The organism is Candidatus Phyllobacterium onerii (assembly GCF_028331445.1).
In the GTDB taxonomy this organism is placed as follows: Bacteria; Pseudomonadota; Alphaproteobacteria; order Rhizobiales; family Rhizobiaceae; genus Phyllobacterium; species Phyllobacterium onerii.
On record NZ_JAQMHX010000001.1, the window covers coordinates 1 to 26,728 of the forward strand.

Here is a 26,728-nt window from a genome sequence, read left to right on the forward strand (position 1 = left end):
TGTTGCCCAAACCTCGGACGGTCGCTTGCCGCAGCGGCTGCGGGCTGTGAATGAGCCCGCAGCCGCATCAACAAAATACCTCATCCCAAACAAACAATCCTCGGGCTTGACAAGAGGACTCATAGCAAGGGAGTGCAGTGGTTCGGTGCAACCGAGGCATTCCAGTTAAATCGTTGGTCAGTGATGGACATTGCGAATCAACGGGATCAACGGTGAGGCCTCTTGAGTGGGTCCTCGGGTTAAACCCGAGGATGACGGAAAGGTGGTAGCACTTCGCACCAAGCAGAGTGTTGTGTAATTCAAACGAAACTCGCATTGTCGGAACCTTTCTTTCGCCGCCAACAATTCTTGTCCTAGTCCCAAGACGGAACCCACCCCCATGACACACTACCACAAAGGCGCGCGTGTTGAATGGAACTGGGCCAAGGGCGTTGGCGCTGGCAAGGTCGTCGAGACGTTCACCAAATCGGTGACGCGGAGGATCAAGGGCGTCGAGGTGACGCGCAAGGCTTCGAACGAAGAACCCGCCTATATGATCGAGCAGGATGATGGCGGGAGGGTCCTGAAGAGCGCCTCGGAACTCAGGGCCGCGAAATAGCTGTGCGTGGTTCGACAAGCTCACCATGAGGGATGTGGTTTGCCAGTGGGCACCGCCACACGGGGCGCACGCGCAACTTTACTGGCGAGGGAGCTCAGCTCACCAATCGCCGATCAAATCCCCTGAAAGCTCGGATTATTCGGCTTCCTGTTGGGGCTTTTCCTGTTTGACTGATTGGTTCTCAGCCGGAATGGGTGTCTGGTCTTGCGAAATACTTGCCGTCGTCGTTTCTTTATCGACCGAGGCACTATTATGTCCCGCACAATCGGCCGAGGCGGCCGACACGGTAAGACCGAAAGCAGCGGCAAGTACGAGGATTGTCTTCATCGTCTAACTCCTGAGCTTTTCTGTGATGCGCTGGCAGCGTAACCGCTAATTCTATTTCGGCAAAATCACAGTTTTGTTGGGTCCGGCCGGACGCGGTTGATCAATCGGGACAGTCGGCTCCGGTCTTGACCCAGGCGGCGATCAGCGCGGCGAATGTCTCCTGCGATCCGGGAGGGGCGGTCCGTCCATCGCCCGGGTGCCACGCCCAGCCAACCAGATGATCCTCGCCCATATGTTTTATGAGATCCTCGTGGGAGCGATTACCGTTCCGGTCCGGATCCTTCACCTGCTGGCATATTTCGCTGACCGTCAGCCCTTGCCAGGCCATGCTCGCCGGAGCCAATTGCCAGTGGGCGTTGCCTGGGATGGATTTCATGCGGCTTCCGACGATCGGACGGTTTTCCGCGCCGTGGCAGGCGTTGCATGAAACGCCTAGCGGGCCCATCGAGCTGTTGCTGGCGATCATCAACGGTACGTGCGGATGCTTGTCTTCGCCCTGCGTCGGGCTGCGGGTCGCCGGGTGACAGTTGATGCAGCGCGGATGCGTCAGGACGCGGCTTGCCTCTTCGAAGATGGCCTTCGAGCGTGCGCTGGTGTCCGTTATCGCATCGAAATCGGAGACCGCCTTGAGCGCCCCGGCACTCGGTGTTTCGGCGTTGCCTTGCAAGGGTCCAAGAACGACAAATGTTCCGGCTGTCGCGAGAATGGATGCGATCGCGATGGCGGCAAAACGCATGGCCATGATCACACCCTCTGGAATTCGTGCTGGTCGATCGGCAGCGACCGCAGCCGCTTGCCCGTCGCCGCAAAGATCGCGTTGAACAGCGACGGGGCGACGCCGGGCGTGCCGACCTCGCCTATGCCGCCTGGCGCTTCCGAACTCGGAACGATGTAGACCTCGATCTTCGGTGTCTCATGGATGCGCAACACGGGGGAGTCGTCGAAGTTGCTCTCGACAACGGCTCCGTTCTGGACGGTGATGCGTCCGTAGAGTGCAGCACTGAGCCCATAGACGATGCCGCTCAATATCTGGGCGTCCACCGTGTCAGGATTGACAACCTGGCCACAGTCGACTGCGCAGACGATGCGCTCGACCTTGGGTTTTCCGTCGTCGCTGACGCTGACTTCAGAGATCATTGCGGCAAAGCTGCCGAAATCCTCCGAAAGGGCGATGCCCCGTCCTTTGCCCTGGGGCAGGGCATTTGACCAGCCGGCCTTTTCGGCGGCCAGCTCAAGAGCGGCAAGGAGACGCGGCTTATGCTGGAGCAGACGCTTGCGGTACTCGAGTGGGTCGATCTTCGCGGCGCTGGCCAGTTCGTCGATGCTGCCTTCGATCGGAAAGATGTTGCGCGTGGCGCCGACGCCGCGCCAGTTGCCCGTCAACATTCCGTCTGGGGCTTCATGGCGCACGAACTCGGTAAATTTGTTCGGGATCGCGTAGGACGACTCTGCGCCGCCCATGATGTCGAGATCGATGCCATCCTTGGTAAAGGCCGGCAGCCAGCGTGCCATGACGGCGGGACCGATCACGCGGTGACGCCATGAGACGGGCATGCCGTCCGGGCCGAGCGTCGCGGTGACCTTGCTGTAATTCAGATAGCGATAACAGTCGTGGCGGATGTCTTCCTCGCGGCTCCAGGTGATCTTCACCGGGCCATCCACCTGTTTTGCGATCTTCGCCGCCAGAATGACGCCGTCGACGTCGAGCCTTCGGCCGAAACCGCCACCGAGAAGCTGGTTGTGAACCATCACCTTGTCCAAAGGCAGGCCCGTGACGTCCGCTACGGCCTGCCGCGCACGCCCCGCCACCTGCGTGCCGGTCCACACGTCGCAGCCGTCCTTGCGAACGTGAAGGGTGCAGTTCATCGGCTCCATTGCCGAGTGTGTGAGGATCGGCATCCGGTAGACGAATTCATGGACCGGCCCGTGTTCGGCCTCGGCCTTGACGACATCGCCTTCATTTATATGAGGCAGTGCCTTGCCATCGTTCGTCGCACCCTCCACGCGCTTCTCAAGCTCGGCCGAGGTGAGATCGCCGCTCGGACCCGGATCCCACTCGATGGAAAGCGCCGCAAGCCCCTTGCGGGCGGCACCTGTATTATCGGCCACGACCGCAACCGCGTCCTCGATGCGGACCACCTGCTTGACGCCCTTGATCGCCATTGCCGGCTTGTTGTCGACGCTGCGCAGCTTGCCGCCGAAGTGCGGACAAATCGCGATTGCGGCGTAGGACACGCCTTCCGGACGGGCGTCGATGCCGAATTTTGCAGTGCCATTCACTTTCTGCGGGCTATCAAGGCGCCGGATGGCCTGGCCGATAACCTTGAAGCTCGTTGCAGGTTTCAGTGGCACGTCCTGTGGAACGGTCTCGGCTGCAGCGGCCCGAATGAGGCTGCCATAGGCCGCGGTGCGTCCGCTTGCGGCGTGAACGACCTCCCCGGCCTCGGCCGTGCACGTATCCGGCGCAACGTCCCAGCCGCGCGCTGCGGTGTTGATCAGCACCATGCGGGCGCTGGCACCGGCCTTGCGCATCTGCTCGTAAACGCCGCGAATGGAGAGTGAACCGCCGGTGATCTGGTCGCCCAGCAACGGGTTTGCGTAACGGGCAGGATCGGCGGGTGCATGCTCCAGCGCTACCTGGTCGAGGGGGACTTCCAGTTCTTCGGCGAGCAGCATCGCTATCGACGTATAGATGCCTTGCCCCATCTCCGCGGCTGGCATGATGAGAATAATTTTGCCATCGGCAGGAATGCGAATGAAGGGGTTTGGTTCAAACCCCGCTGCGGCAGCTGAAGACATCGACGGCCGCAACCCGAAAACGAGGCCAGCTCCTGTTAGCGATGCGCCGATGAGGAAGTGGCGGCGTGAGACGGAAACGTTGACTTTGTCGTGAATGGACATCGCATCACCCCGCCTTCGCCGCCTGCTTGATGGCCGCCCGAATGCGCGGATACGTGCCGCACCGACAGATGTTTCCCGCCATGACCGCGTCAATATCGTCGTCGCTCGGCGATGGATTGGCAGCAAGGAGGGCAGTCGCGGACATGATCTGTCCGGACTGACAGTAACCGCACTGGACGACATCGATGTCGAGCCAGGCCTTCTGTATTCGCGCGCCTTCGGCAGTATCGCCAATCGCCTCGATCGTGGTGACGGTCTTGCCTACCGCCTCTGCGACCGGCATGACGCACGACCGCATCGGCATACCATCCACATGCACCGTGCAGGCACCGCACATGGCAATGCCACAGCCGAATTTCGTGCCGGTAAGACCTATGGTGTCGCGAAGAACCCATAGAAGCGGAATGTCGTCATCCACATCGACGGCATAGTCATTGCCATTGACCATAAGATTATGTGACATGTGAAACCCGGCTGACAGCCGTCCCCGACTAACTTGCAGCAGTTACTAAAAGTAGCCGAGATCATTCATAACGGCAAGCTTTGAGCTCGGATGCCTGAATTTTTACTTTGCTGTGGTCGGTCTCTCTAAGTAGTTCGATGTATGCTACTGGCCAGACTACATGGCTGTCAGTGCAATGGAATCCACAGTGGGCTCTTCCACGACTTCAGCTCATCGAGAAAGACCAGCAGTTTTGCCGGCAGATACCGGCGGGTCGGATAGACCGCATGCACGAAGATCTCCGGCGATGACCAGTCCGGCAGCAGGCGGATGAGTTCGCCGCGCTTTATCTGTTCGTCGCAATAGGTCGACGGCAAAAGGCCGATCCCGTGGCCACGATAGGTGAACGCGGCGACCGACTGGAAATCCCTGCTCGATAGCGGTCCTGACACATGCTGCTTGAGGGATCTACGGCCGTTGACCAGATGCCATTCCGCCTCGTTGTTACGGCCGTTGAGCAGGATGCACCGATGGTCCTTCAAATCGTCCGGTTTTTCCGGGGTGGTCCGGCCTTCGAGATAGTCCGGTGCCGCGACGACATAGCGGACGCTTTTGCCGATCCTTTGCGTGACGATGGTTGAATCGCGCAGCTCTCCGAAGCGAATGCCGACGTCGACATTCTCCGCAATCAGATCGACGAAGAGGTTTGTGATGAAGAGGTCGACCTCGATGCGCGAGTGTCTTTTCAGGAAAGCAGAGAGAAACTCATAAAATGGTTCCTGCCCCATGAGCACGGGCACCGAGATTTTCAGCAGGCCCTCCGGCTGTTTTTGCGTTTGGGTCAGAACCTGCTCGGCATCGAACAGGTCGCTGAGAGGCTCGCTGCACTGACTGTAGTAGGCACGACCCTGTAGCGTCAGCGTCAGTTTGCGGGTTGTGCGCTGGATCAAGGTGACCCCGAGCTGGTCTTCGAGAGCAGAGACCTTGCGGCTGACGGTCGATACCGGCATCCCGAGCGAGCGGGCGGCGCGGCTGAAGCTTTCGAACTGCGCAACCTTCACGAAAACCGCGATATCGTTCAAATCCGTCATGACAGGATTTTTGCATAGATGGAAAATAGATTCCAGATATTTCCATCTAATCACGCAATGGGGTCTCGGCCATATTCATCGTCAACAAGCGCAATTGCTGCGCTAGCAACCGATGGAGACTAAAATGCCAACACCTAAAACTGTTATCGTCACAGGCGCCTCCCAGGGTATCGGCGCAGGCATCGTCAACGCCTTTGCCGAGCGTGGCTACAATGTCGTCGCGACGTCTCGCCAGGTAACCTCGTCAGATGCTTTCCGGGCTTCAGATCAGATCGCTGTCGTCGATGGCGACATCGGTGACCCCGAAACAGCAAGGCGCGTCGCAGAGACCGCAATCAGCCGGTTCGGCTCGATCGATGCCTTGGTCAACAATGCCGGCATCTTCTACACCAAGCCGTTCATCGACTATACGATGGACGATTTCAGGAAGCTGTCCTCGACCAATCTCGAAGGCTTCATCCACCTGACCCAACGGGCCGTAAGGCAAATGCTGGCGCAGAAGTCCGGCGGCAGCATCGTCAGCATCACGACGCCGTTGATCGATCATCCGATTGCCGGCCTTTCCGCCTCGGTCCCCATGATGACCAAGGGCGGGATCGACGCGATCTCCAAGAACATCGCAATGGAATATGCAAGCGATGGTATCCGGGTTAACACTGTCGCTCCCGGCGTGGTCGACACGCCCTTGCACAAGGACAATCCGAAGGACTTCCTTCGGACCCTGTCGCCGATGGCGAGCATTTCCACCGTCAAGGAAATCGTCGATGCGGTCGTCTTCCTGACGGAAGCTCCGCACATAACCGGGGAGGTGCTGCACGTCGATGGCGGCGCACATCTGGGCAAATGGTAAACCACGCGAAAGCATCGGCAGCCGGGGCAGAACAGCGGCTGCAGGAATTGGGCATCACGCTTCCACCACCGCCGACGCCGTTCGGCGCCTATCTGGAGGCCGTGACGATCGGCAACCTCGTCTTCTTCAGCGGAATGCTGCCCGTCATCGACCGCAAGCCCCAGTTCATCGGACGGGTTGGCGGTGAACTCACCGCCGAGGACGGCCGCAAGGCCGCGGAAGCGGCGACGCTGAGCGCACTGTCGGCCATGCGAGAGCATCTTGGCTCACTCGACAAGGTAAAGACCGTCGCGAAGCTTGGCGTCTATATCGCCACCGAAGGCGATTTCAGAGACCATCCGAAAGTCGCGGACGGAGCGTCCGAGCTTCTGCTGAAGGTCTTCGGAGAGGATAAACTCTCCGGCCGCGTCGTGCTCGGCGTTGCCAGCCTGCCCCTCGGTCTGCCGATCGAGATTGAACTCGTCGTCGAAGTCGAGGCTTGAATGGGGTGCCCACCACGAGGGAGTGGTGGGCTGCTCCCGCTGCTCTCCTTGCCGAAATTCATTCAAACATTCGTCGCGGCATAAACGGGTTGGTAACCAACATTCTTCATTGTCCATAAAGTCAGCATGATGGCGTGAGCCAGGTTTTACGTCTCGTGGCCTCAGTTTTGCCACGGGAATAGGGTTTTGCGCAGGCTGACGCGTTGGTGTCCAAGCGTGGGTTGCGTGTATCATGGGGTTTGCAGTCAGATCCGCCAAGGGCTTTGCGCCTTCTGGCGAGAGGGGCCGTTTTCGTGGCCGACGGTTGCTGTCCGCTAGCTTGCTTGCGGGCGTCAGTGCCGTGGCTTCGCTTGGCGCGCTCGCCGCGGTAGCAACCATGCAAGGCGCTTTCGGCTCCCATGCCGCGGGTAGCGGCGCCTTCAGTCAGGCAGAGCGGGCGTTTTCGGCGCCTTCCATCGCGCTCGTCAGTTCTTTAGATACTTTACCCAAAACCTCGAAATTCCCGCGCGTGCCGGAGCTGAAACACACGGCCTGGCAGGTCAGCATCATGGACGAAGGTTCGGTGATCTTGCCGACCGGAGAGATCAGCGTCATCGCGCAGCCAAAGTCCAAAGTGGTGGCGGCCGTGCATCATCCTTTGGCCGCCGAGTCTTTCGGTGCGCGTTTTGATGTGGTGCGGGCCGGACCCTTGGCCGAAGATGCCTTTGGCGCCCGCGCTTCCGGCATCGATACGACGCAAGTCGCCTCGATCCAGACATACACCGCGTTTGACGCAGAGCCACCTGTTGCTGCGCCCTCAGCGCCAGCGCCAGCGCCAGCAATTGCAGTGGCTGCCTTGCAGGACGCGCCACCGCCGGTCGGAACCTCGCCGCAGGGGCCGTTCAGCCTCGTGCTCGCCGAGGAGGAACCGGCCGCCGAGGATGATATCGCTGCGGTGCCGCTACCTGGGATAAGGCCGCGCCGGCCGGCAGACGGTGTGCTCTTGCCTTCGACGAAGGCCTTGAAGCGAGCCGCTCCGCAAATGCTGGCCTATGCTCCGCAGGACAATGCCATTCAGGACAATGCGCCGAGCTACAGGCCAGCGCCGCTGTTTGCTTCACGCAGCCGCACTGCGATCTACAGTATCGAGGCGAAAACCGTCTACATGCCGAATGGCGAGCGGCTGGAAGCGCATTCCGGCCTCGGGCCGATGCTCGACAATCCGCGCTATGTCCACAAGAGGATGCGTGGCGCCACGCCGCCGCACACCTATAATCTCACGATGCGCGAGCAGCTTTTCCATGGCGTCCAGGCAATCAGGCTGAACCCTGTCGAACCGGGCAAGATCTTCGGGCGCGACGGGCTTCTGGCGCATACCTATATGCTCGGGCCGCGCGGGGATTCTAACGGCTGTGTGTCCTTCAAGGACTATCGCCGCTTCCTCGCCGCCTTCAAACGGGGCGAGGTCACGCAGCTTGTCGTGGTCGCGCGCATGCCCGGCGGGTCGTCGCGTATCGCCTCCAGATAATCTACATGCATCCTTCGCAATCCCGGACGGAAAACCGGTTCCCACTTTTCCTGGAATTGCTCTAGCCGAGTGAGGCGATGATCTCGCGATAGGCTGCTTCGGGGAAGGCCTTCAGGGTCTTCGTGCGCACATTGCCTTTCATGCCAAGGGAAAGAGCAAACCGCGCCATGACGGCATCATCGGACGCCTCGCCGATGACGACCATATCGTATTCTCCCATGGTGAGATAGAATTCCTTGAAGGAACCGCCCATCTCGCCGAGCAGCTTTCTGGCTGATCGAGCCTTGCCGGCGAATCGCGTATATTTTTTACGCCAAGCTCGGTCCAGTTGATCAACATTACGTAAGTGGTCATGGCAAACCTCCCGCGCGGCCCGGCTCACGCCGGAGGCCGCGAACTGATCCGCCCTCCGCCTGCAGCGACTATACGCCTGTTGCTGTTGGCCAACAATCAAACCGTTATGTCGGCGGCATCTTTTCGAATTTCGGCAGGGCTGGGTCGAGGTGGTCCCATGCGTACCCGGCGGCGGCCCAGGAAACCAACTGTGGCCTGTATCGACCAGGATCATCGAGGCTCCCCGCACGCACGACGAAATAGTCCGGCATATCTGGAAATGTCATATAGACCGGCGATCCACAGGTAGGACAGAATGCGCGGGATTTGACAGTTCCGTTATCGCCAGTCGCGTTCCAGAGCGTCGCTTCTCCTTCAACCTTTACCCCGGCACGCGGGAAGGTCAGATGGGAGGCGTGGCCGGTGCCGCTTTCATGCTGGCATTGGCGGCACTGGCAATCGAGCATGACAACCGGTTCGGCGGAAATTTGATAACGGATCGCGCCGCATGCGCATCCGCCCGTGTAGGCCTGGCTCATTCTAAGCTCCTTTGATGAATTCTGGGATCGGCCGTGCCCGCGCTACCGCCACAGGCACGAACTTTGCTCAGTTGTTGTATTCGTCGTGGCGACGCCACCAGACGTCGTCTTTTTCGTTTCGTCCCTTGGGTGCGCGGTCGAGCCATTGATACATGGCCCAGATGCCGTCGACCCCGCGCGCATAGGCGGAATAGGTGTGATAAACGATGCCGTCTTCGAGCACGAATGCACTTATGCCCGGCCTCTCGCGTGCGTATGAAGCTGGGTCTGTACCTGCCATGCTCGCAAATTCCTTGGCCCCTTCAGACACAACCTCGCCGGATGGTGGGAGCTCCTCGTGCACGTAGTTGTATTCGATAGTGCCTTTGCGCTGTTGCTCTTCGGTGAATGTGACATGGAAGTCCGGGTTGAAGTCGCTGCCGAATGATGATGCCCAGGGGAAAGTCCACCCCATACGCTGTTTGAATGCCTGCAACTTGGCAAGCGGCGCCCGCGACACCGCGATGAGCGTTACATCGTGATTGGCGAGGTGCACAACGGAGCCATTAAAGCCATCGGCGATCGCCGAACAGGAAGGACATCCCGCTTTGTAGTCGGGCCCGAACATGAAGTGATAGATCAGCAGTTGCGAGCGCCCTTTGAAGAGATCTGCCAGCGACGCACGGCCTTCCTCTGTTTCGAATTGATAGTCCTTGTCGATTTTGACCCATGGCAGAGCCTGCCTTCGCCGTGCGATCTCGTCACTGCGGCGCGTCAGCTGCTTTTCCTCCTCGAGCAGCGCAAGCCGGGCTGCAAGCCACTCTTCGCGCGAAACGACTGGATTCTTCATAACTACCTCCTGCGAGTTGAGATGCCTCTCCAACGTTTGGTGCAATCGATCGTTGCCTCAGCGCAGTTTTTCCCCCGCGATGGCGCCGATACCGGGAACGACCTTCTTCCAGCCTGAACTCATGTTCCTGAAAGCCGTATCGTTCTGCGGCAGCACGAAACCTGAATGAACAAGGCGAAGGCGGGTGCCATTTTCGGCCTTGGAAAGAACCCACGTGACCACAGTTTCCAAGCGCGAGCCATAGCCGACATTTCCCTCATGCCCGCCTTGCCAGGTATAAACGAGCCGTTCATTCGGCACTGCCTCCAACACCTGGCATTGGATGAAACCGTCCCACGCGCCGGCCGGCGTCGTTTTGAATGTGAAGCGCTTGCCCACGACAGGCTCGAACCCGCTTGTCGGCATACCAAGCCAGCGAGTAATCAGTTCGCCTTGTGTCAAAGCGTTCCAGATTGTCTCCGGCGCATGCGGCAAGACCTCGTCGACCACGATGTCTTGCGTGTCGGACTTCGGTGCGGCGTCTTTCATGGATCGATCTCCTTCAGGAGCGTTTTGAGATTTGCAAAGCGTTCGCGCCAGAAGACGCCATAATGGCTCATCCAGTCGGCAAGCGGCACAAGGCCCTCGGGCTGGGCGCGATAATAGACGTTGCGACCCTCAGGGCGTTCGGCGACCAAACCGGCCTGTTTCAGCGACTTGAGATGTTGGGAGATGGCGCCCTGTGTCACGCTGCTACCCCGTGTCAACTCCACGACGGTAATCTCGTCGGAACTGACGACCCGCTCGAATATGGCTCGCCGGGTGGGGTCAGCAAGCGTGCGCAGGACAGCGTCGATGGCGGTGGCTTCAATCATGAAAATACATTAGTAGATACTCATTGATTAGTCAACACTAATGATTTTATGCCTGTTGATGATGCGCGTCATTCCATGTCAAGCGCACTAGGTAAGTAAATGCTTACGTTTCTACAAAAGCTTGAAGACGCGAAAGGGCGTCGCCCCATTGTTGCGAGACGCTGTCAAGATAGGCGCGGATCTCGTCGATAGGCTCGGGCCGGAATGCGAACTGGCTTTCCCGTCCAACCTTGCTGCTTATGACCAGCCCCGCCTCTTCGAGAACGCGCAGATGCTTGGTGACGGCCTGACGGGTCAGATCCGTACCGGCGGACAGTCCGGCGATCGAACGTGTTTTCCCGTCGCTGAGCTTCGTCAGCAATGACAGGCGGGTGCGGTCGCCCAAGGCTGCAAAAAGTGACGCGGTATCGCGCCCAGTCGCTTCAATCAACATGCTTTTTGATGTTCTTGATCTGCTCGGCCCAGCCGCCTTCATTCATCCGCATGGCATCCGGTCGACGCTGCGCCGGCAAGCCATCGAAACCGGATTCGACAATAGTCAGCTTTGTGCCTTTGCCCTTGGGCTTGAGTTTGAATTCGACCAGCGTTGGCGGTTCTTTGGAGTAGTCGAATCCGGGTTCGACCGCATAAGGATGCCAGGTAAAGGAAAAGAGCCGAGGCTCGTCCATCGTCTTTATCGTCACCTCCCATTTGAGGTGCTCGTAGCCGGGATAGGTGATCCGGCCCCTGGCAACTTCGCCGGGCTTGAACGGTGCTTCGAGCTTGACGCGAAACCATTCACCAAACTCAACATGATCTGTCAACGCGCGCCAGACCCGCTCGACCGGCGCATTCAACTCAACGCTTTTTTCGATACGATCAGACATAAGGGCAACCTCCGGGTTGCCCTTACTATGCCACGTCAGTCACAAAGTGCAACCCAAAAGTAGCGTGTTATTCGGCCGTGGCTGGCTCGATGATGTTGCGCACCTGCGAGATCTTGTTAGCCGGGAAGCCGGCTTTTTTGGCATGCTCGCGGATCAGTTCCTCACTGGTCGATTGATACACACAATAAATCTTGTCATCCGTTACATAGCTGTGGATCCACTGGATATCTGTTCCGAGATCGCGGAGCACTGCGCAGGATGTCTGCGAGGCGCCCTTGAGGTCCGGCTGTGTCAGCTTGCCGACACCCGGCATGTCGCGCTCGATTACAAATTTTGGCATTCTAACCTCCTTGTTGACCATTTACCCGCGCAGTGCGATTTTACCTCGCGAGGGACGGGGAGCATCTGCTTCATGCGCGCGAATGACCATGATCAAAACGCCGGAGCCAATGACTGAAACGCCGCCATCGCCACTCGTGACGGACAAGGCGGATCTGCTGTCGGATGTGCTTTCGCATGTCAGGCTTGCCGGTGCCATGTTCCTGCGCGGCGAATACTCAGCGCCGTGGTCGCTGGATTCACCCGACGCTGCGGACCTCGTCGCATTGCTTGCGCCAGGGGCGGAACGTCTGATCCTGTTTCACATTATCAATGAAGGAAGTGTGTGGGTTAGTGCTGGCGGCGAGCGTGTCGAAGCAGAGGCGGGGGACATAGTCGTGCTGCCGCATGCGCACCGTCATCTGATGGGAAGTGCCGAGCCAGCCAAGCCGGTTACAATCGCAGATCTGCTGCCACCGCCGCCATGGGAGGGCGTGCCTTTCTGCCGATTGGACGGAGGCGGCCAGAGGACGGGCATCGTCTGCGGCTATCTCCGTTGCGAAGAACTCCTATTCAATTCGTTTCTACGCCGCCTGCCGCCGATTTTTCGTGTCAGGCCAACGCCTGGTCCAGCAAAGGAATGGATGCAGGCTTGCGTAACGTATGCGCTCGACGAAAGCATGCATTCGCGCCAGGGCGGCGCAACACTAAGGGCGCGCTTGCCCGAATTGCTACTGATGGAGGCGCTCAGGCTCTACTGTGAGCAGACCCCACCCGATACCGGTTGGCTGGCGGCAATCAGCGACCCCGTGGTCGGGCGTGCCCTGGCGTTCTTGCATGCAGAGCCCGCGCGCAAGTGGACGGTTGAAACCCTCGCCCGCGCCGCCGCCACATCGCGTTCGGTTCTTGACGAGCGGTTTCGCAATCTGCTTGGCCAACCGCCAATTCACTATCTGGCCGAATGGCGCATGCAGCGGGCGGCGGGCTTGCTTCGGGCAACGCGCCTGACTCTCGCTGCGGTTGCCGAACAGGCAGGCTACGGGTCCGAAGAGGCATTCAGCCGGGCGTTCCGGCGATACCTCGGCCGCTCGCCAGGGCAATGGCGCGAAGCGAATGGAATGCAATCCGCTGCATTCTACAGCGCTTAGTAATCCATTGCTGCGCTTGGTGGCAACGGCACCGCATCTTTCTTCGAGCGTTCGGCAATCATGGCCTCGGTCGTCACCAGCAGGCCGGCGACGGACGCAGCACCCTGCAGCGCGCTTCGGACAACCTTGACGGGGTCGATGACGCCCATGTCGAAAAGATTGCCGTATTCTCCCGTCTGGGCATTCCAGCCGAAAGAGAAATTGGCATTCTCGCGCAGCTTGCCGACGATGAGCGATCCCTCGGCACCCGCGTTCTCGGCAATCTGACGAACCGGCGCCTCGGTGGCACGGCGTACGATATCGATACCAACACGCTGATCGGCATTTGCACCCTGTAGCCCGTCAAGTGCCTTGGCTGCACGCAAGAGCGCTACGCCACCGCCTGGAAGGACGCCCTCTTCGACGGCTGCTCGCGTCGCATGCAGGGCGTCATCGACGCGGTCCTTCCTCTCCCTGACTTCGACTTCCGTTGAACCACCGACGCGAATAACCGCAACACCTCCGGAGAGTTTTGCCAGGCGTTCCTGCAGTTTCTCGCGGTCATAGTCGGATGTAGTGTCTTCGATCTGCGCCTTGATCTGGGCGACGCGCACTTGGATGTCCGCCTTCGAGCCAGCACCATCGACAATCGTCGTGGTCTCCTTGTCGATCACCACCTTTTTGGCCTTGCCCAACATTTCAAGTGTCACGCCTTCAAGCTTGATCCCCAAATCCTCGCTGATCGCCGTTCCTCCGGTGAGGATTGCGATATCCTCAAGCATGGCCTTGCGGCGGTCACCAAATCCTGGGGCCTTGACGGCGGCGACTTTCAGACCACCGCGCAACTTGTTGACGATGAGGGTAGCCAGAGCTTCGCCCTCGATATCTTCGGCTATGATGAGCAGTGATCTGCCGGATTGCATGACTGCTTCGAGGATAGGAAGCATAGCCTGGAGATTGGAGAGCTTTTTTTCGTGGATGAGGATATAGGGATCCTCAAAATCGACCCGCATTTTCTCCTGATTGGTGACGAAGTATGGGGAGAGGTAACCGCGGTCGAACTGCATGCCCTCGACGATTTCGAGTTCGGTATCGGCCGTCTTGGCTTCCTCAACGGTGATGACGCCTTCGTGCCCGACCTTTCCCATGGCATCGGCCAGATATTGTCCGATTTCCGTATCACCATTGGCAGAAATGGTGCCGACCTGCGCGATTTCGGAATTGTTCGAAATCTTGCGGGCGTTGCGCTTCAGTTCCTCGACAATTGCCGCAACTGCAATGTCGATTCCGCGCTTCAGATCCATCGGGTTCATGCCGGCCGCTTCGGCCTTGGCGCCTTCACGGACTATCGCCTGGGCAAGCACTGTCGCCGTCGTCGTGCCATCCCCGGCAACATCGCTGGTTCTCGATGCGACCTCGCGCAGCATCTGCGCGCCCATATTCTCGAACTTGTCCTCGAGTTCGATTTCCTTGGCGACCGTTACGCCGTCCTTGGTGATCCGCGGCGCGCCATAGGACTTCTCTATGACGACGTTGCGGCCCTTGGGTCCTAGCGTAACCTTGACGGCATTGGCGAGGATGTCGACGCCCTGCAGCATTCGATCGCGAGCCTCAGAGCCGAATTTGACTTCTTTTGCAGCCATCGTCGTTCACTCCCTGGTTCGTGGGGCTTTATTTTCCCCTTGAAAGCAATACAGAATCTGGCAAGATTCACTGCAATACATGAGTTGTTCCATAAGGATGATATCATGAGCGGCAGAGCATTCGAACTTCAGTTGAAGGGCTATGGCCTGACCACGGCCGAAATACATTATCGTCTTCCCGACTACCCCAAATTTCTTCAGCTTTACATATGGCAAGAATACGATCTTGCGCCGAACTTCCCGGAATTGAAAGGCTTTCTTGATTTCTGGCAAAAAGACCTCGAGGGGCCACTCCACTCAATTCGCATCGTTCACCAGCGCCTGATCGAGCCGCGCGAATGGCGGGCTGTGGACGGGATTATCTCCATCCACTGAGACCTGCCAAATTCGACGTGAGTCGGGGTCTTCCGCGTTAGCTGGGTCGCTTTGGAATATCGAGTCCGCGCTGCACCGCCGGTCGCGCGAGGCCACGCTCCAGCCATGCGGGCACGCGTTTCAGGCTGTCGAACTCTACGATATCGCGAGCGCCATAGAAACCAACGAGATTGCGAACCCAGCCAAGCATTGAAATGTCTGCGATGCTGTAGTCGCCCATGATCCAGTCACGGCCATCAAGCCGCGTTTCAAGCACGCCCAAGAGACGTTTCGACTCGTCCCGGTAGCGCGCCAGCGGCCGTTTGTCCTCGTATTCCCGGCCTGCAAATTTATAGAAAAAACCGACCTGACCGAACATTGGGCCGATTGCCGCCATCTGGAAAAACACCCACTGGATAGTTTCATAACGCAGTGCCGGGTCAGTTGGCATGAGCATGCCAGTCTTCTCCGCAAGGTAAATCAGAATGGCGCCAGACTCGAACAGACCCAGAGGCTTTCCGCCGGGTCCGTTTGGATCAACAATCGCAGGAATCTTGCCGTTCGGGTTCAACGACAGGAATTCGGATGTCCAGCTCTCATTTTTGCCTATATCTACCGCATGTGCCTCGTAGGGAAGCCCAAGTTCTTCGAGGGCGATTGAAACCTTCACACCGTTCGGTGTCGGAAACGAATAGAGTTGCAGGCGGTCTGGGTGTTCTGCCGGCCATCGTTTGGCAATAGGGAAGGCGGATAGATCAGGCATGAAAACTCCATAATCTGAATGGGGGGTGATTCTTTGGATGACGGTAACATGGGAATGAATCAGCTTGCACGCCAGCATTTTATCGAGATTGTGTGCTTTATGCGAAATCCGCGTTCCGGCATTCGCTGACTTATCCGAACAGACGTGCAACACGATATCTATGGCAGCAACGGAACGCCGCCGTTCCCGCCCAACTGGAGAATCAAAATGGATCGCCTATCTGGAAAAGTTGCAATCGTAACCGGCGCCAGCGCCGGCATTGGCCGCGCGACAACGAAACTTTTTGCGCAAGAAGGCGCCAAGCTGGTTGTGGCTGCGCGCCGCAGGGAAGAACTCGATGCGCTGGTCGCAGAAATCGAAGCCGATGGCGGTGAAGCCGCCGCCCTGGCCGGGGACGTGCGCTCCGAAGAATACGCGAAGGCATTGGTTGCGCTGGCCGTCGAGCGGTATGGCAAGCTTGATATCGCCTTCAACAACGCCGGCACGCTGGGCGAAGCCGGGCCAAGCACAGGTGTATCCGAGGCTGGCTGGAATGATGCCATCGCAATCAACCTCACCGGGTCATTTCTCGGCGCGAAACACCAGATTGGCGAAATGGTCAAACATGGCAGCGGTTCGGTTATCTTCACCTCGACCTTTGTCGGCTACAGTTTTGCCTTTCCGGGCGTTGCCGCCTATGCGGCGAGCAAGGCCGGCCTAATAGGGCTGACACAGGCGCTTGCGGCTGAATACGGTCCACAGGGTATACGGGTTAATGCCATTCTGCCGGGTGCAGTCGATACGGATATGTACCGTGAAATGAATGATACGGCTGAAAAGCAGGGATTCATCACCAACCTGCATGCCTTGAAGCGCGTCGCCACGTCGGAGGAACTGGCGCGATCGGTACTGTATCTCGCATCGGACGACGCATCATTTGTAACGGGAACGGCATCACTGGCGGATGGCGGCGTTTCAATTACCCGGACCTGATAAGGAAGGGGGCTTGTGGCCCCCTTGTTTTATTGAGCTGCTATTGTCCAGATCAGGGTGGTGTGACGATCATCCAGGTAAAGACGTAAGCCTGCAGCATCACCAGGATGCCTACGAGACACGCCAATACAATCGAATGCTTGAAGACGAAGCGCAGGATCGTGCCTTCGTGCCCGTACCAGTTGGTAGCCGTCGAGGCGACGACGATGGACTGTGCGTCGATCATCTTGCCCATGACGCCGCCAGAGGAGTTGGCGGCAGCCATGAGAATGGGTGACAGGCCGAGCTGTTCCGATGTAATTTTCTGCAGATTGCCGAAGAGCACGTTCGAAGCCGTATCCGAGCCCGTCAGCGCCACGCCGAGCCAGCCAAGCAATGTCCCAAAGAACGGGTAGAGCACGCCTGTTGCCGCAAAGGCCAAGCCGAGTGTAGCGTCGATGCCCGAGAGCCGGGTAAGTGTCCCGATCGCCAGCATGGCCGAGATGGTGATGAGGGAATAGGCGCAGAGCTTGAGGGTCCGCCCATAACTGCGGATCAATTCCAGCGGCGAGTAGCCCATGATGAAGCCGGAGATTATTGCGGCAATGAGCATGCCAGAACCCGTATAGGACAACCACGTGAAGGCAAAGACAGCCTTTTCCGGGGTCGGGGTAGCGGCAATCGGAGCAACCTTGGCTATCATATTGTTCAGGCCAGGTACCTCGAAGCTCAGCGTTGCCCATGGATTGACCATTCCCTTGAACCAGTCTGTCCCCCAGAGAAGCAGGACAGCGCAAACGATGATCCATGGTGTCAGCGAGGCCCAGACTTCAGCTCTCGTCGGCTCGCGTTTCGAGGCTTTCAATTGGGGAACCTGGCTGGCGGAATCATCGCGGATGCGCAACTTGGCGGATGTCCAGATGACCTGCGGTTGCCAGATGCGCAGGAACCCGATGAGGCATGCCATCGAGATGAGCGATGCGCCGATATCGACGATCCATGGATTAACGAAGTTGGAGATCAAGAACTGCGGCACGGCAAAGGAAACGCCGGTCACGAGTATTGCCGGCCAGACTTCCTTCATGCCCCTGTATCCGGCAAACGCCCAGACGACCCAGAATGGCACGATAAGCGAGAAGAACGGCAACTGGCGCCCTACCATGGCGCCGAGGAGGAAGGGGTCGATGCCGGTAACGCTCGACAGACCGGCGATGGGCGTGCCCAACGCACCATAGGCAACGGGCGCGGTGTTGGCGATCAGGGAAAGGCCAGACGCTGCGAGCGGCGAAAATCCGAGGCCGATCAGGATCGCGGCGGTAACCGCAACTGGTGTACCGAACCCGGAAGCACCTTCGAAGAACGCGCCGAACGAAAACGCGATGAGCAGGATCTGCAGGCGGCGGTCGCGGGTTACGCCGCCAATCGTATTCTGCAGCGTTTCGAATACGCCCCGCTCCACCGTGAGGCGATAAAGAAAAATAACGTTGAGGACGATCCAGCCGATTGGAAAGAAGCCGGTGACTACACCGAGCAACGATGCGCGGATCGATAATCCGGCAGGCATGGTGAAGATGAAGATCGCCACCAGATTTGCCAGAACAAGTGCAATAATTGCCGCTATGTGCACCTTGACCTTGTTGGAGGCGATCATAGCTAACAGGGCCACGACGGGTATCGCCGCGGCCAGTGTCGAAAGAACAGCATTGTCGAAGGGATTATAGACCTGATTCCACATAGCAGCGTGCTCCACCATACTAGTATATGTGTCAGATTCTCCTATTTGTGACGCGCTGAGCGGAGAATGCAAGGGATAGTGGCGAGAAACCTTTTGATAAGTCTCACCAAAATGAAGCAAATTTCTGGAAAGCCGCTCGTTGTTCCAAGGTCAGTCGACCCAACCTCGGCGGCAGTGTTACAGTAACGTACTTGTTTCTTTGTATGCTGCCGGACAACGCTTGTCGGACAAAATATCCGCTGACTTCAGCGCGCGCCGCCCACATATTGCAAACTGACCCGGTGCCTAGCTGATCGCCTTTGCCTGCAGCCATGAACAATTGAAATCCAAGTTGCTCGCACTCGCCAGCCGATCAAGCAAAAATGGCCTTTTTAAAACGGGGGTACAATCATGAAGGCAAAACTGTTCACACTTATCACCTGTATGATTTTGTTCAGTGCGTCGGCCGTGCCGCATAGCGCCGCCGATGCCATTACCGAGCAGGAAGCGCACTCCATAGGCTTGGACGCCTATGTGTATTTTTATCCGTTGGTCACAATGGACGTCACTCGTAAACAGGCCACCAATATCGAAGCTGGCAAGGTGATGGGACGTGGTCCGGCCAATCAGTTCACCAACGTGCCGGAATTCCCGACAGCCGATATGCGCGACGTCGTTCGCGTCAATTTCGACACGCTATATTCCGTTGCTTGGGTGGACATGAGCAAGGAGCCGATGATTGTTTCGGTTCCGGACACGAATGGGCGGTTTTATCTGCTGCCAATGCTCGACATGTGGTCGGACGTCTTTGCCTCACCCGGCTGGCGGACGACGGGCACCGCCAAAGCCGATTTTGCTCTCGTTCCACCAAAGTGGGAGGGCGGAGAATTGCCCGAGGGAACGCAGCGTATAGACGCGCCGACACCCTTCGTCTGGATAATCGGGCGCACCAAGACCGACGGCCCGCCGGACTATGATGCTGTCCACAAGATACAGGCCGGCTACAAGGTAACGCCGCTGTCGCAATGGGGCAAAACGCCGGAGCCGGTCAAAGTCACGATCGACCCGGCAGTTGACATGAAGACATCGCCGAAGGCCACTGTGGACGGAATGTCGGCCGGTGAATTTTTCGCGCGAGCCGCAGACATCCTGAAAATCAATCCGCCCCACCTGACCGATCAGCCCATCATCGCCCAGATGAGACGGATCGGCATAGAGCCCGGTCAGAGCTTCGACATTGCCAAGCTCGATCCCGCCGTCGCCAAGGCGCTCGAAGGTGTGCCGGCGGAGGCGAGCAAACTGATGGAATGGAAGATGGCGACCTTGGCCCGGGTCGCGAACAATTGGTCGATGAATACCGACACAATGGGTGTCTACGGCAATTACTATCTGAAGCGTGCCATCGTCGCGCAGGTAGGGCTCGGCGCCAATCTTCCTGAAGACGCCATCTACCCGCTCAATCTCGGCGACGAAAAGGGCAGCCCGCTGAACGGAGCGAACAATTACACAATTCATTTCGATAAGACGTCGCTTCCGCCAGTCAAGGCGTTCTGGTCCATTACGCTTTATGATCATCAGGGCTTCCAGGTTGCCAACGGCATCAATCGGTTCGCCGTAAGCAGTTGGATGCCGTTTGAGTACAATGCCGATGGTTCGCTTGATATCCACTTCCAGGAAAAGAGCCCTGGCAAGGATAAGGAGGCCAACTGGCTGCCTGCACCGGCGGGACCGTTCAACCTGACCATGAGGCTTTACGGGCCGGAAATGGACGCGCTGACAGGGAAATGGAATCCGCCCCCGGTGGTGATGGTTCCGGTGCTTCAACAGGTCATTGCGCAATAGCGCGAAGGTTCTGCTAATAGTCTGGCATGAGTTACGTCCAGCGCATTTTTCGTGATATCCCCGGTCTGTGGCCGGCACTTATTGGCGAGTTGCGCTCGATACATCATCCTGGACCGCGCATGATCGACGAGTTCGAGTGCGTGATATCGGTCTTGCTCGCCATCGTCTTTGCCCATGCACTTGGGGCTCAGAATGTCGGCTGGGCGGCGTTCAGCGGCTATATGGTCATGCGCTCGCATGTATCGCAGAGCCTGATGCGCGGAATTCTGCGTCTGGTCGGGACTGCAGCTGGCGCCGCTGTGGCGCTGCTGGTCGCACCGATGGCCGTTAAGTCACCTGCGGTCATGAGCGTCGCGCTAGCTGTATTCGGCGGCGTCACCCTCTATTTCGCACTGGTTGGCCGGCGCAGTTACGCCTGGTTGTTCACAGGGCTCACATTCTGCATGATCGTCATCGAAGGTATGAAACATCCAACGGAGAGCGTGCTGCCCTTTGCGCAATCGCGCCTTCTTGAGATCGTCGCGGGCACCGTCGCTTGCGTTCTGGTGAGTGCCGCCTCGACATTTTTCGTTCGGCGCAGGTTGAATGTGCAAGGCGGCGAAACTGCCGTGCAGACCGCAGTACGGCATTCGTCCCTCTGGCATTCGGGCGCAGTCAGGCATTCGGTCGAGGCGGCGATCGCTCTGGCGTTCATCCCTTGGATATGGGCGTGGATGGGCATCCCATCGCTGGCGCAATCAAGTGTGACAATCATGGCGGTAATGATGATTCCGGTGGCGAGCCTTGGCGCAGACCCGCTCAATCCAGTGACCTCCAAGCTCGCGCTTCGCTTCGTCGGCTGCAGTGCCGGCGGTCTGTTGGCGATTGCAATCCTTTTAGGAAGTCACCACTCACCGGTGCTCATGACGCTGGCCGTATGCCTCGGCGTTCTGGTGGGGCGGCATATCGAAAACGGTAACGCGGCAACCAGCTATATCGGCACACAGTTCGTTTTGGCTTTCCTCGTGGTGCTGGTGCCGGATAGCTATTCCAATGCCGTCGTCGATCCAGGCATCGACCGATTGGCGGGAATCCTGATCGGCATTGTCATTCTTGAGCCGGTATTGATCCTGTCGCACTTTGTGCTTGGTCACGACTCCCGGAAAGTGCAACCACCGCCAACTCATGAACCAACGGAATGATCGTATCGACCGTCTTTTGATATGCTCAGCCCGGTACTACCGCACCGTGCGAAACATCAAAGAACTGAGCTCGTCCTTCCAGGCTTCTGAACAGGGCCTTGTCCGTACCGGTCATGAACGCTTGGCCGCCAAGTTCTTCTATGATGTCAAATAACGCCGCCCTTCGGCCCTCATCCAGATGCGCGGCGATCTCGTCCAGAAGAAGGATTGGCGCCATGCCAGCAAGTTCGCCCGTCAACCGCGCATGGGAAAGAATGAGGCCGATGAGCAATGCCTTCTGCTCGCCGGTCGAACAGAGTTCCGCCGGCATCGCCTTTGGCCGATGGCGGACGAGCAGATCGGAGCGATGCGGGCCATCGAGCGTGCGCCCTGCGGCACGATCACGGCTTCGTCCGTCATGCAGAGCACGCCGAAACGTCTCTTCCACATCGGTTGCCGCTTCGATACCGATACGCTGCTCGAGTTCGCCTTCGAGCAGGCAATCGGCTTTGGGGAAGGGGGTGTTATCGGGCAAGCGCTCGATCATACCATTGATCAGGCGCATGAGCTCGGCTCGCGCTGCCGCAATAGCGATGCCAAGCTCGGCCATCGGCGTCTCGATCGCATCGAGCCAGGCATCGTTGCCGCGCTCTTCCGTAAGCAAGCGGTTACGGCTGCGCATTGCTTTCTCGTAGTCGAGGACGCGCCTGCCGTGCGCCGGGTCAATGGCGAGGACCATACGGTCAAGGAAGCGGCGGCGATCAGCGGCCGGGCCTGTGAACAACCCATCCATGGCTGGAACCAGCCAGAGTATGCGGGAGTATTCCAGGAGTTCGTCGGCGCCCGCCGCCGTTACGCCATTGATGCGGACGCGCCGAGCATTGTCGCCAGGCGCATTGCCGGCAAGCCCCGTGCCGACTTCGACGGTACCCTCGGCTGTTTCGATGGCGGCGTGAATGGCAAACCCGTCGGCTGCATTGTTGCGGGTGACATCGGTATAGGTTGCGCGGCGCAAACCCCGGCCTGGCGACAGGAACGAAATCGCCTCGAGCAAATTGGTCTTGCCCGCACCGTTCTCGCCGGTCAGCACCACATGCGAAGGCGCCAGCCGCAGCGACAGGTTTTCATAATTGCGGAAATTGGCAAGCTTCAGCCGGCTAATCGAAACGCGGGCCGGTTTGCCCGTGTCCCTATTCGGATCATCGGTCATCAGCGTGCTTGGCGGTGCTATACCCGCATTGGCATGAGCACATAAAGCGCATTTTCGTCGCCCGTATCGCGCACCAGCGTGGGCGAACCTGCATCGGCCAGCATGAAGATCGCCTCAGATCCCGTCAACTGGGCCGTAATGTCGAGCAAATATTTGGCATTGAAGCCGATCTCGATCGGATCTGAATCATAATCCGCGGCAAGCTCGTCCGTGGCACTGCCGGAATCAGGATTGTTGACGGTGAGAGTCAACTGGCCATCAGCGATAGTCAATTTGACGGCCCGGCCGCGCTCGCTCGAAATCGTCGAGACGCGATCGACAGCCGAAGCAAAGCTTTGGCGATCGATCGTCAGCTTCTTGTCATTGCCGGAGGGAATGACGCGCTGGTAGTCAGGGAAGGTGCCGTCGATCAACTTGGAGGTGAGGACGACCGAGCCAATCGTGAAGCGGATCTTCGTCTCCGAGAGTTCGACGGTCACGACGATATCCGGATCATCGACAAGTTTTTGCAGTTCAGCGACGGTCTTGCGCGGAATGATGATGCCGGGCATGCCTTCAGCACCCGACGGGGCTTCAAGCTCGGCACGGGCAAGGCGGTGGCCGTCAGTGGCAACTGCCCGCAACTTCAACACGCCCTCGCTCTCGATGGCATGCAAATAGATGCCGTTGAGATAATAGCGTGTCTCTTCGGTGGAAATGGCGAATTGGGTCCGGTCGATCAAGCCTTTCAGCGCGGTTGCTGGCATGCGGAATGTGTGCGTGAAAGAGCCGGCTGTAAGCTCGGGAAAATCCGATTGCGGCAGACACTGCAGGCGGAAGCTCGACCGGCCCGAGGTAACCGCCATGGAATTGCCGTCGGTATTGGTTGCAAGCAAGACTTCCGCGCCGTCAGGCAGTTTGCGGACGATATCGTAAAGAAGATGCGCCGGAACTGTTGTCGCGCCAGCCTGGTCCACCTGCGCCGCCGTCGCTTCCGTCACTTCGAGATCGAGGTCGGTGGCCTTGAGGGCGAGGCTGGCGCCATCCGCGTTCAACAGAACATTCGACAGGATCGGAATGGTGTTGCGCCGTTCGACCACTCGATGCACATGGTTGAGCGACTTCAGAAGATTGGAACGTTCAAGAGTTACACGCATGATAAACCGGTCTCGCTGACTTCAATTCCAGCCAAAGCACCGCGGGTTTGCCGCACTTTTCTGGTGAGGGAAACGCAATTTTCCCAAGGTCAGGCAAATTGGCAGATATTTACCGCAAAAAGCAAGTCTGCGGCTGGCAACAGTGTGCCATACCGCAGGCTTTCTGTTGATAAACTATTGCGCTTGGTCGTTGATCAAACGCTTGAGCAACTCCAGCTCTTGCGACAATTTCTGGTCCTTGCCGACGATATCCTCGATCTTGCGGACCGCATGAAGAACCGTCGTGTGATCGCGGCCACCGAAGCGACGGCCAATTTCCGGCAACGAACGGGGTGTCAGTGTCTTGGCGAGATACATAGCGATTTGACGGGGTTTGACGATCGTGCGCGTGCGCCGGTTCGATAGAAGGTCCTGCTTTGACACGTTGTAGTGCCGAGCAACGATCCGTTGGATCTCCTCTATGCGGATACGCTTGGCTTCGCCGCCGCGCATCAGATGGCTCAGGAGTTCATCGACGCGATCGACTGACAGATTAGGCTCGAATGTCTGCCGGAAGAGGAGCTGATTGAATGCACCTTCGAGTTCGCGGCCGCTGCCGGTGACGGACTGGGCAACGTGATCGAGAATTTCCGGCGAGATGTCGAGCGAATGGTCTTCCGTTTGAGCGGCGACAAGGCGGCGCTTCAGGATTTCGAGGCGCATCGCATAGTCCGGCGAGATCATTTCAAGCGCGACACCGCCTTGGAGCCGCGAACGCACCCGTGGATCAAGCGATTCCAATTCCGACGGCGGGCGATCCGCAGCCACGACGACCTGCTTGGCGCTGTCGAGCAGCGTATTGATCAGATGGCAGAATTCATGCTGGATCGACTTGCCCTGCAGAAACTGCATGTCGTCGATGATCAGCAGATCGATGTCGCGGAGCTGTTCCTTGAACGATAATGCGTTGTTGTCGCGGATGGCGGTTGCAAAGCGCCACATGAAATATTCGGCAGTGAGATAGACGACACGGGCACGTTCTGGACGCTTCAACGCTTCAGCGGCAATTGCCTGCAAGAGGTGTGTCTTGCCGAGACCGACAGAGGCGTGAATGAACAGCGGATTGAAGCGGACAGCACTGGCGCCTGCGTCAGCGATCGTGCGTGCAGCAGCAAGCGCAACGCGGTTGGGTGTGCCATCGACAAAAGTGTCGAATGTATAGCGCGGGTCGAGCGGCGAACCGAAGACGGAATTCTGGGCGCGGTCGACAAAATGCGTAGGCGCCTTCTTGTCCTGCGTGGTGTTGCCAACTGGAAATACGGGCTTTTCGCGGAGGAGGGCACGGCTGTCGGCGCGCACCGTGGTTTCCGTATCGCAAGCCGGGCGGGTGGCACGGCTGGCGCTGCGGAAAACGATCTCAACCTTGAGCGTCTGCTCATCTTCTTCACGCCAGAGGGCAGTGATCATGTCGCAGTAGTGATTGTTGATCCACGAACGCAGGAAGGCGGTCGGAACCGACAGGCGAACGATGCTCTTTGATGTCTCATCCAGTTTCAGGCGGCCGAACCAGCTCGAATAAACCTCGCTTCCGAGTTTCGCTTTCAGCTTGAGCTTGACGCGCTCAAAAATCAGCTCCCCCTGGCTGCTGGCCGTGTCCATTTTATCCCCTTCCATATGGAGCGGGACCATGGCTGCCTTTGAGCCGTTCTCCATTATTCCGCTGGTCATTGTCATCGCCTCATCCTGATATTGTCGTTCGGGTCACGCCCGTATTTTGCAAAATGAATTCTGGCCAACCGCCCCAGTGGTCAGCCCGAACACTCTAAAAGCTAAAGGGTAGAGGTCTCAGCGATAACGCAGTGCCGGACTGAATAAGTCTGGTCCAGAATATGTATAACTACCACGTTCGCATCCCTCTCAGTTTAGGCGCAATAAGACTCCCGCCCGGCTCTCGCCAGCGTCGTCGACTCGCTCTTGTTTTTGAAACAACTCAAATCGCAAGATTTGAATACTGACAAAATCTACCCGTCACGCAAACAATAACATCTGCGCCCGACCCTACATTTACTAAGCCTGTTAAATGGGTTTTTGCCCACCCCTTCGATGTCTGGACCTTACAAAAACCTTTGCAGGAAGGGCAAGTGCGCCCCAAGGGTTTTTTGATGAATTAAAGGTTAACGATTTTGCTTTTTTTTTAACAGTCTTTGAGACAAAGAGGAAAAATCGTTCTGATTCAAAGCCTTTTTTGGGCTGTACATTTTGTTGCAGTGCGGACTCTTGTTGGCAAAAAAAAATATTAAATTATCGCTTGACAGAGGCTGAGGCGAGAGATTCTTCGCGCCCGCTACACGCCACAACGACTACCTTCTATAAGTCGTTGAAAACAAAGGCAAATTGATGATTGACGCTTTTTGTCCTAGTAAGTTTGTGACCGCCATATGTCATGGTTTTGATAAGCCACGATCTTTTCCTTGGGAAACGAATTTATTCCCACAGAATCACTCAAAACAAAAAACCCGGCTAACTAGCAGCCGGGTCTTCATATATAAAAATGACACGTTTAATCAGGCTGACATGCTCTTCAGGCGAGCCGACAGGCGGGACACCTTGCGGGAAGCGGTATTCTTGTGAAAGACACCCTTCGATGCAGCACGCATCACTTCCGGTTCAACCGCCTTGAAGGCGATGGAAGCGGCTGCCTGATCACCGCTTGCTACTGCATCTTCGAACTTGCGAAGGAAGGTGCGCACGCGGGAGCGGCGGGACTTGTTTACTTCGGTGCGGGCTTCGATCTTACGCGCCGCTTTTTTGGCCGAAGGAGTGTTGGCCATGTTGCCTCTCTTTTCTGTCAGCTAATCGGCAGCGTTAAAGCGGCCGTCACAAAATAATAGGGCGGCCAAGAGGCCACCGAA

28 protein-coding genes and 1 pseudogene are annotated in these 26,728 nt (G+C 57.9%); 9 read left to right on the plus strand and 20 right to left on the minus strand.

The genetic code is table 11. The annotated features are described in order from the left end of the window. Positions 1-379 precede the first annotated feature (379 nt). Positions 380-598 carry a hypervirulence associated TUDOR domain-containing protein gene (locus PHA01_RS00005; protein WP_271892382.1) on the plus strand — a complete coding sequence of 73 codons (219 nt, stop codon included), beginning with the start codon at positions 380-382 and terminating at the stop codon, positions 596-598. 135 nt (positions 599-733) lie between these two features. Here the strand turns inward: PHA01_RS00005 and PHA01_RS00010 are convergent, their stop codons facing one another. The 5 genes from PHA01_RS00010 to PHA01_RS00030 all read right to left on the minus strand — a co-directional run bounded on the left by PHA01_RS00010 (position 734) and on the right by PHA01_RS00030 (position 5,359). Then, positions 734-925 carry a hypothetical protein gene (locus PHA01_RS00010; protein ID WP_262294323.1) on the minus strand — a complete coding sequence of 64 codons (192 nt, stop codon included), beginning with the start codon at positions 923-925 and terminating at the stop codon, positions 734-736. A gap of 100 nt (positions 926-1,025) precedes the next feature. Then, positions 1,026-1,667, minus strand: a complete 642-nt coding sequence (locus PHA01_RS00015; RefSeq protein WP_271892386.1) for a multiheme c-type cytochrome — start codon at positions 1,665-1,667, stop codon at positions 1,026-1,028. A 2-nt stretch (positions 1,668-1,669) separates the two neighbouring features. After that, entirely contained in the window at positions 1,670-3,826 is a 2,157-nt protein-coding gene (locus PHA01_RS00020) for a xanthine dehydrogenase family protein molybdopterin-binding subunit (protein ID WP_271892388.1), read from the minus strand. Positions 3,827-3,830: 4 nt separating this feature from the next. Further along, on the minus strand, positions 3,831-4,289 hold the full coding sequence (locus PHA01_RS00025) for a (2Fe-2S)-binding protein (RefSeq protein ID WP_271892390.1): 459 nt from the start codon (positions 4,287-4,289) through the stop codon (positions 3,831-3,833). Between the two features lie 167 nt (positions 4,290-4,456). Then, complete coding sequence (locus tag PHA01_RS00030) at positions 4,457-5,359, minus strand: LysR family transcriptional regulator (protein WP_271892393.1); 903 nt, start codon at positions 5,357-5,359, stop codon at positions 4,457-4,459. Between the two features lie 124 nt (positions 5,360-5,483). Between PHA01_RS00030 and PHA01_RS00035 the strand changes: the two genes are divergently transcribed. The 3 genes from PHA01_RS00035 (at position 5,484) to PHA01_RS00045 (ending at position 8,198) form a co-directional block, all read left to right on the plus strand. Then, positions 5,484-6,209, plus strand: a complete 726-nt coding sequence (locus tag PHA01_RS00035) for an SDR family NAD(P)-dependent oxidoreductase (protein WP_271892396.1) — start codon at positions 5,484-5,486, stop codon at positions 6,207-6,209. Continuing rightward, positions 6,203-6,691, plus strand: coding sequence for a RidA family protein (locus PHA01_RS00040; RefSeq protein WP_271892399.1), 489 nt, complete (start codon positions 6,203-6,205; stop codon positions 6,689-6,691). The genes PHA01_RS00035 and PHA01_RS00040 overlap by 7 nt, the downstream gene beginning before the upstream one ends. A 232-nt stretch (positions 6,692-6,923) precedes the next feature. Continuing rightward, positions 6,924-8,198, plus strand: a complete 1,275-nt coding sequence (locus PHA01_RS00045) for a DUF2778 domain-containing protein (protein ID WP_271892402.1) — start codon at positions 6,924-6,926, stop codon at positions 8,196-8,198. Positions 8,199-8,259: 61 nt separating this feature from the next. Here the strand turns inward: PHA01_RS00045 and PHA01_RS00050 are convergent. The 8 genes and pseudogenes from PHA01_RS00050 to PHA01_RS00085 all read right to left on the minus strand — a co-directional run bounded on the left by PHA01_RS00050 (position 8,260) and on the right by PHA01_RS00085 (position 11,959). Further along, positions 8,260-8,552 (minus strand): annotated as a pseudogene (locus PHA01_RS00050) (GYD domain-containing protein). Positions 8,553-8,656: 104 nt separating this feature from the next. Further along, positions 8,657-9,070 carry a GFA family protein gene (locus tag PHA01_RS00055; protein ID WP_271892404.1) on the minus strand — a complete coding sequence of 138 codons (414 nt, stop codon included), beginning with the start codon at positions 9,068-9,070 and terminating at the stop codon, positions 8,657-8,659. 67 nt (positions 9,071-9,137) lie between these two features. Next, positions 9,138-9,899: a DUF899 domain-containing protein gene (locus PHA01_RS00060; protein WP_271892405.1), complete on the minus strand. Its 762-nt coding sequence runs from the start codon at positions 9,897-9,899 to the stop codon at positions 9,138-9,140. A gap of 57 nt (positions 9,900-9,956) precedes the next feature. Continuing rightward, positions 9,957-10,427 (minus strand): SRPBCC family protein, encoded by a 471-nt coding sequence (locus PHA01_RS00065; protein WP_271892406.1) that lies wholly within the window; start codon positions 10,425-10,427, stop codon positions 9,957-9,959. Continuing rightward, positions 10,424-10,753, minus strand: coding sequence for an ArsR/SmtB family transcription factor (locus tag PHA01_RS00070; protein WP_271892408.1), 330 nt, complete (start codon positions 10,751-10,753; stop codon positions 10,424-10,426). The genes PHA01_RS00065 and PHA01_RS00070 overlap by 4 nt, the downstream gene beginning before the upstream one ends. Positions 10,754-10,856: 103 nt before the next feature. Further along, positions 10,857-11,186, minus strand: a complete 330-nt coding sequence (locus tag PHA01_RS00075) for an ArsR/SmtB family transcription factor (RefSeq protein ID WP_271892410.1) — start codon at positions 11,184-11,186, stop codon at positions 10,857-10,859. After that, the gene (locus PHA01_RS00080; protein WP_271892411.1) at positions 11,176-11,619 is read right to left on the minus strand and encodes an SRPBCC family protein; all 444 of its coding nucleotides are present in this window, start codon (positions 11,617-11,619) and stop codon (positions 11,176-11,178) included. Before PHA01_RS00080 ends, PHA01_RS00075 begins: the two co-directional genes overlap by 11 nt. A 67-nt stretch (positions 11,620-11,686) precedes the next feature. Continuing rightward, on the minus strand, positions 11,687-11,959 hold the full coding sequence (locus tag PHA01_RS00085; protein ID WP_271892413.1) for a DUF4242 domain-containing protein: 273 nt from the start codon (positions 11,957-11,959) through the stop codon (positions 11,687-11,689). Positions 11,960-12,041: 82 nt separating this feature from the next. On the opposite strand from PHA01_RS00085, the gene PHA01_RS00090 reads away from it, so the two are divergent. After that, a complete protein-coding gene (locus PHA01_RS00090; RefSeq protein WP_271892414.1) occupies positions 12,042-13,085 on the plus strand; it encodes an AraC family transcriptional regulator in 1,044 nt (347 codons plus the stop codon). On the opposite strand, the gene groL is transcribed toward PHA01_RS00090, so the two are convergent. Then, complete coding sequence (groL, locus tag PHA01_RS00095) at positions 13,082-14,707, minus strand: chaperonin GroEL (RefSeq protein WP_271892417.1); 1,626 nt, start codon at positions 14,705-14,707, stop codon at positions 13,082-13,084. The two genes, PHA01_RS00090 and groL, sit on opposite strands and share 4 nt — an antisense overlap. Positions 14,708-14,812: 105 nt before the next feature. On the opposite strand from groL, the gene PHA01_RS00100 reads away from it, so the two are divergent. After that, positions 14,813-15,082, plus strand: a complete 270-nt coding sequence (locus PHA01_RS00100) for an usg protein (protein ID WP_112526476.1) — start codon at positions 14,813-14,815, stop codon at positions 15,080-15,082. Positions 15,083-15,119: 37 nt separating this feature from the next. Here the strand turns inward: PHA01_RS00100 and PHA01_RS00105 are convergent, their stop codons facing one another. Further along, positions 15,120-15,824 carry a glutathione S-transferase N-terminal domain-containing protein gene (locus PHA01_RS00105; RefSeq protein ID WP_271892420.1) on the minus strand — a complete coding sequence of 235 codons (705 nt, stop codon included), beginning with the start codon at positions 15,822-15,824 and terminating at the stop codon, positions 15,120-15,122. A 207-nt stretch (positions 15,825-16,031) separates the two neighbouring features. Between PHA01_RS00105 and PHA01_RS00110 the strand changes: the two genes are divergently transcribed. Next, a complete protein-coding gene (locus PHA01_RS00110; RefSeq protein ID WP_271892422.1) occupies positions 16,032-16,796 on the plus strand; it encodes an SDR family oxidoreductase in 765 nt (254 codons plus the stop codon). Positions 16,797-16,848: 52 nt separating this feature from the next. Here the strand turns inward: PHA01_RS00110 and PHA01_RS00115 are convergent, their stop codons facing one another. Then, positions 16,849-18,510 (minus strand): L-lactate permease, encoded by a 1,662-nt coding sequence (locus tag PHA01_RS00115; RefSeq protein WP_271892424.1) that lies wholly within the window; start codon positions 18,508-18,510, stop codon positions 16,849-16,851. Positions 18,511-18,900: 390 nt separating this feature from the next. Between PHA01_RS00115 and PHA01_RS00120 the strand changes: the two genes are divergently transcribed. Next, positions 18,901-20,331: a DUF1254 domain-containing protein gene (locus PHA01_RS00120; RefSeq protein ID WP_417020881.1), complete on the plus strand. Its 1,431-nt coding sequence runs from the start codon at positions 18,901-18,903 to the stop codon at positions 20,329-20,331. 26 nt (positions 20,332-20,357) lie between these two features. Continuing rightward, complete coding sequence (locus tag PHA01_RS00125) at positions 20,358-21,512, plus strand: FUSC family protein (protein ID WP_271892426.1); 1,155 nt, start codon at positions 20,358-20,360, stop codon at positions 21,510-21,512. A gap of 25 nt (positions 21,513-21,537) precedes the next feature. Here the strand turns inward: PHA01_RS00125 and recF are convergent, their stop codons facing one another. The 4 genes from recF to rpsT form a co-directional block, all read right to left on the minus strand. Next, positions 21,538-22,701 (minus strand): DNA replication/repair protein RecF, encoded by a 1,164-nt coding sequence (recF, locus tag PHA01_RS00130; RefSeq protein ID WP_271892428.1) that lies wholly within the window; start codon positions 22,699-22,701, stop codon positions 21,538-21,540. Positions 22,702-22,718: 17 nt separating this feature from the next. Next, positions 22,719-23,837: a DNA polymerase III subunit beta gene (gene dnaN / locus PHA01_RS00135; RefSeq protein ID WP_271892430.1), complete on the minus strand. Its 1,119-nt coding sequence runs from the start codon at positions 23,835-23,837 to the stop codon at positions 22,719-22,721. A gap of 174 nt (positions 23,838-24,011) precedes the next feature. After that, positions 24,012-25,505: a chromosomal replication initiator protein DnaA gene (dnaA, locus tag PHA01_RS00140; protein ID WP_162701841.1), complete on the minus strand. Its 1,494-nt coding sequence runs from the start codon at positions 25,503-25,505 to the stop codon at positions 24,012-24,014. A gap of 875 nt (positions 25,506-26,380) precedes the next feature. Next, positions 26,381-26,647 carry a 30S ribosomal protein S20 gene (gene rpsT / locus PHA01_RS00145; RefSeq protein ID WP_112526460.1) on the minus strand — a complete coding sequence of 89 codons (267 nt, stop codon included), beginning with the start codon at positions 26,645-26,647 and terminating at the stop codon, positions 26,381-26,383. Between the last annotated feature and the right edge of the window lie 81 nt (positions 26,648-26,728).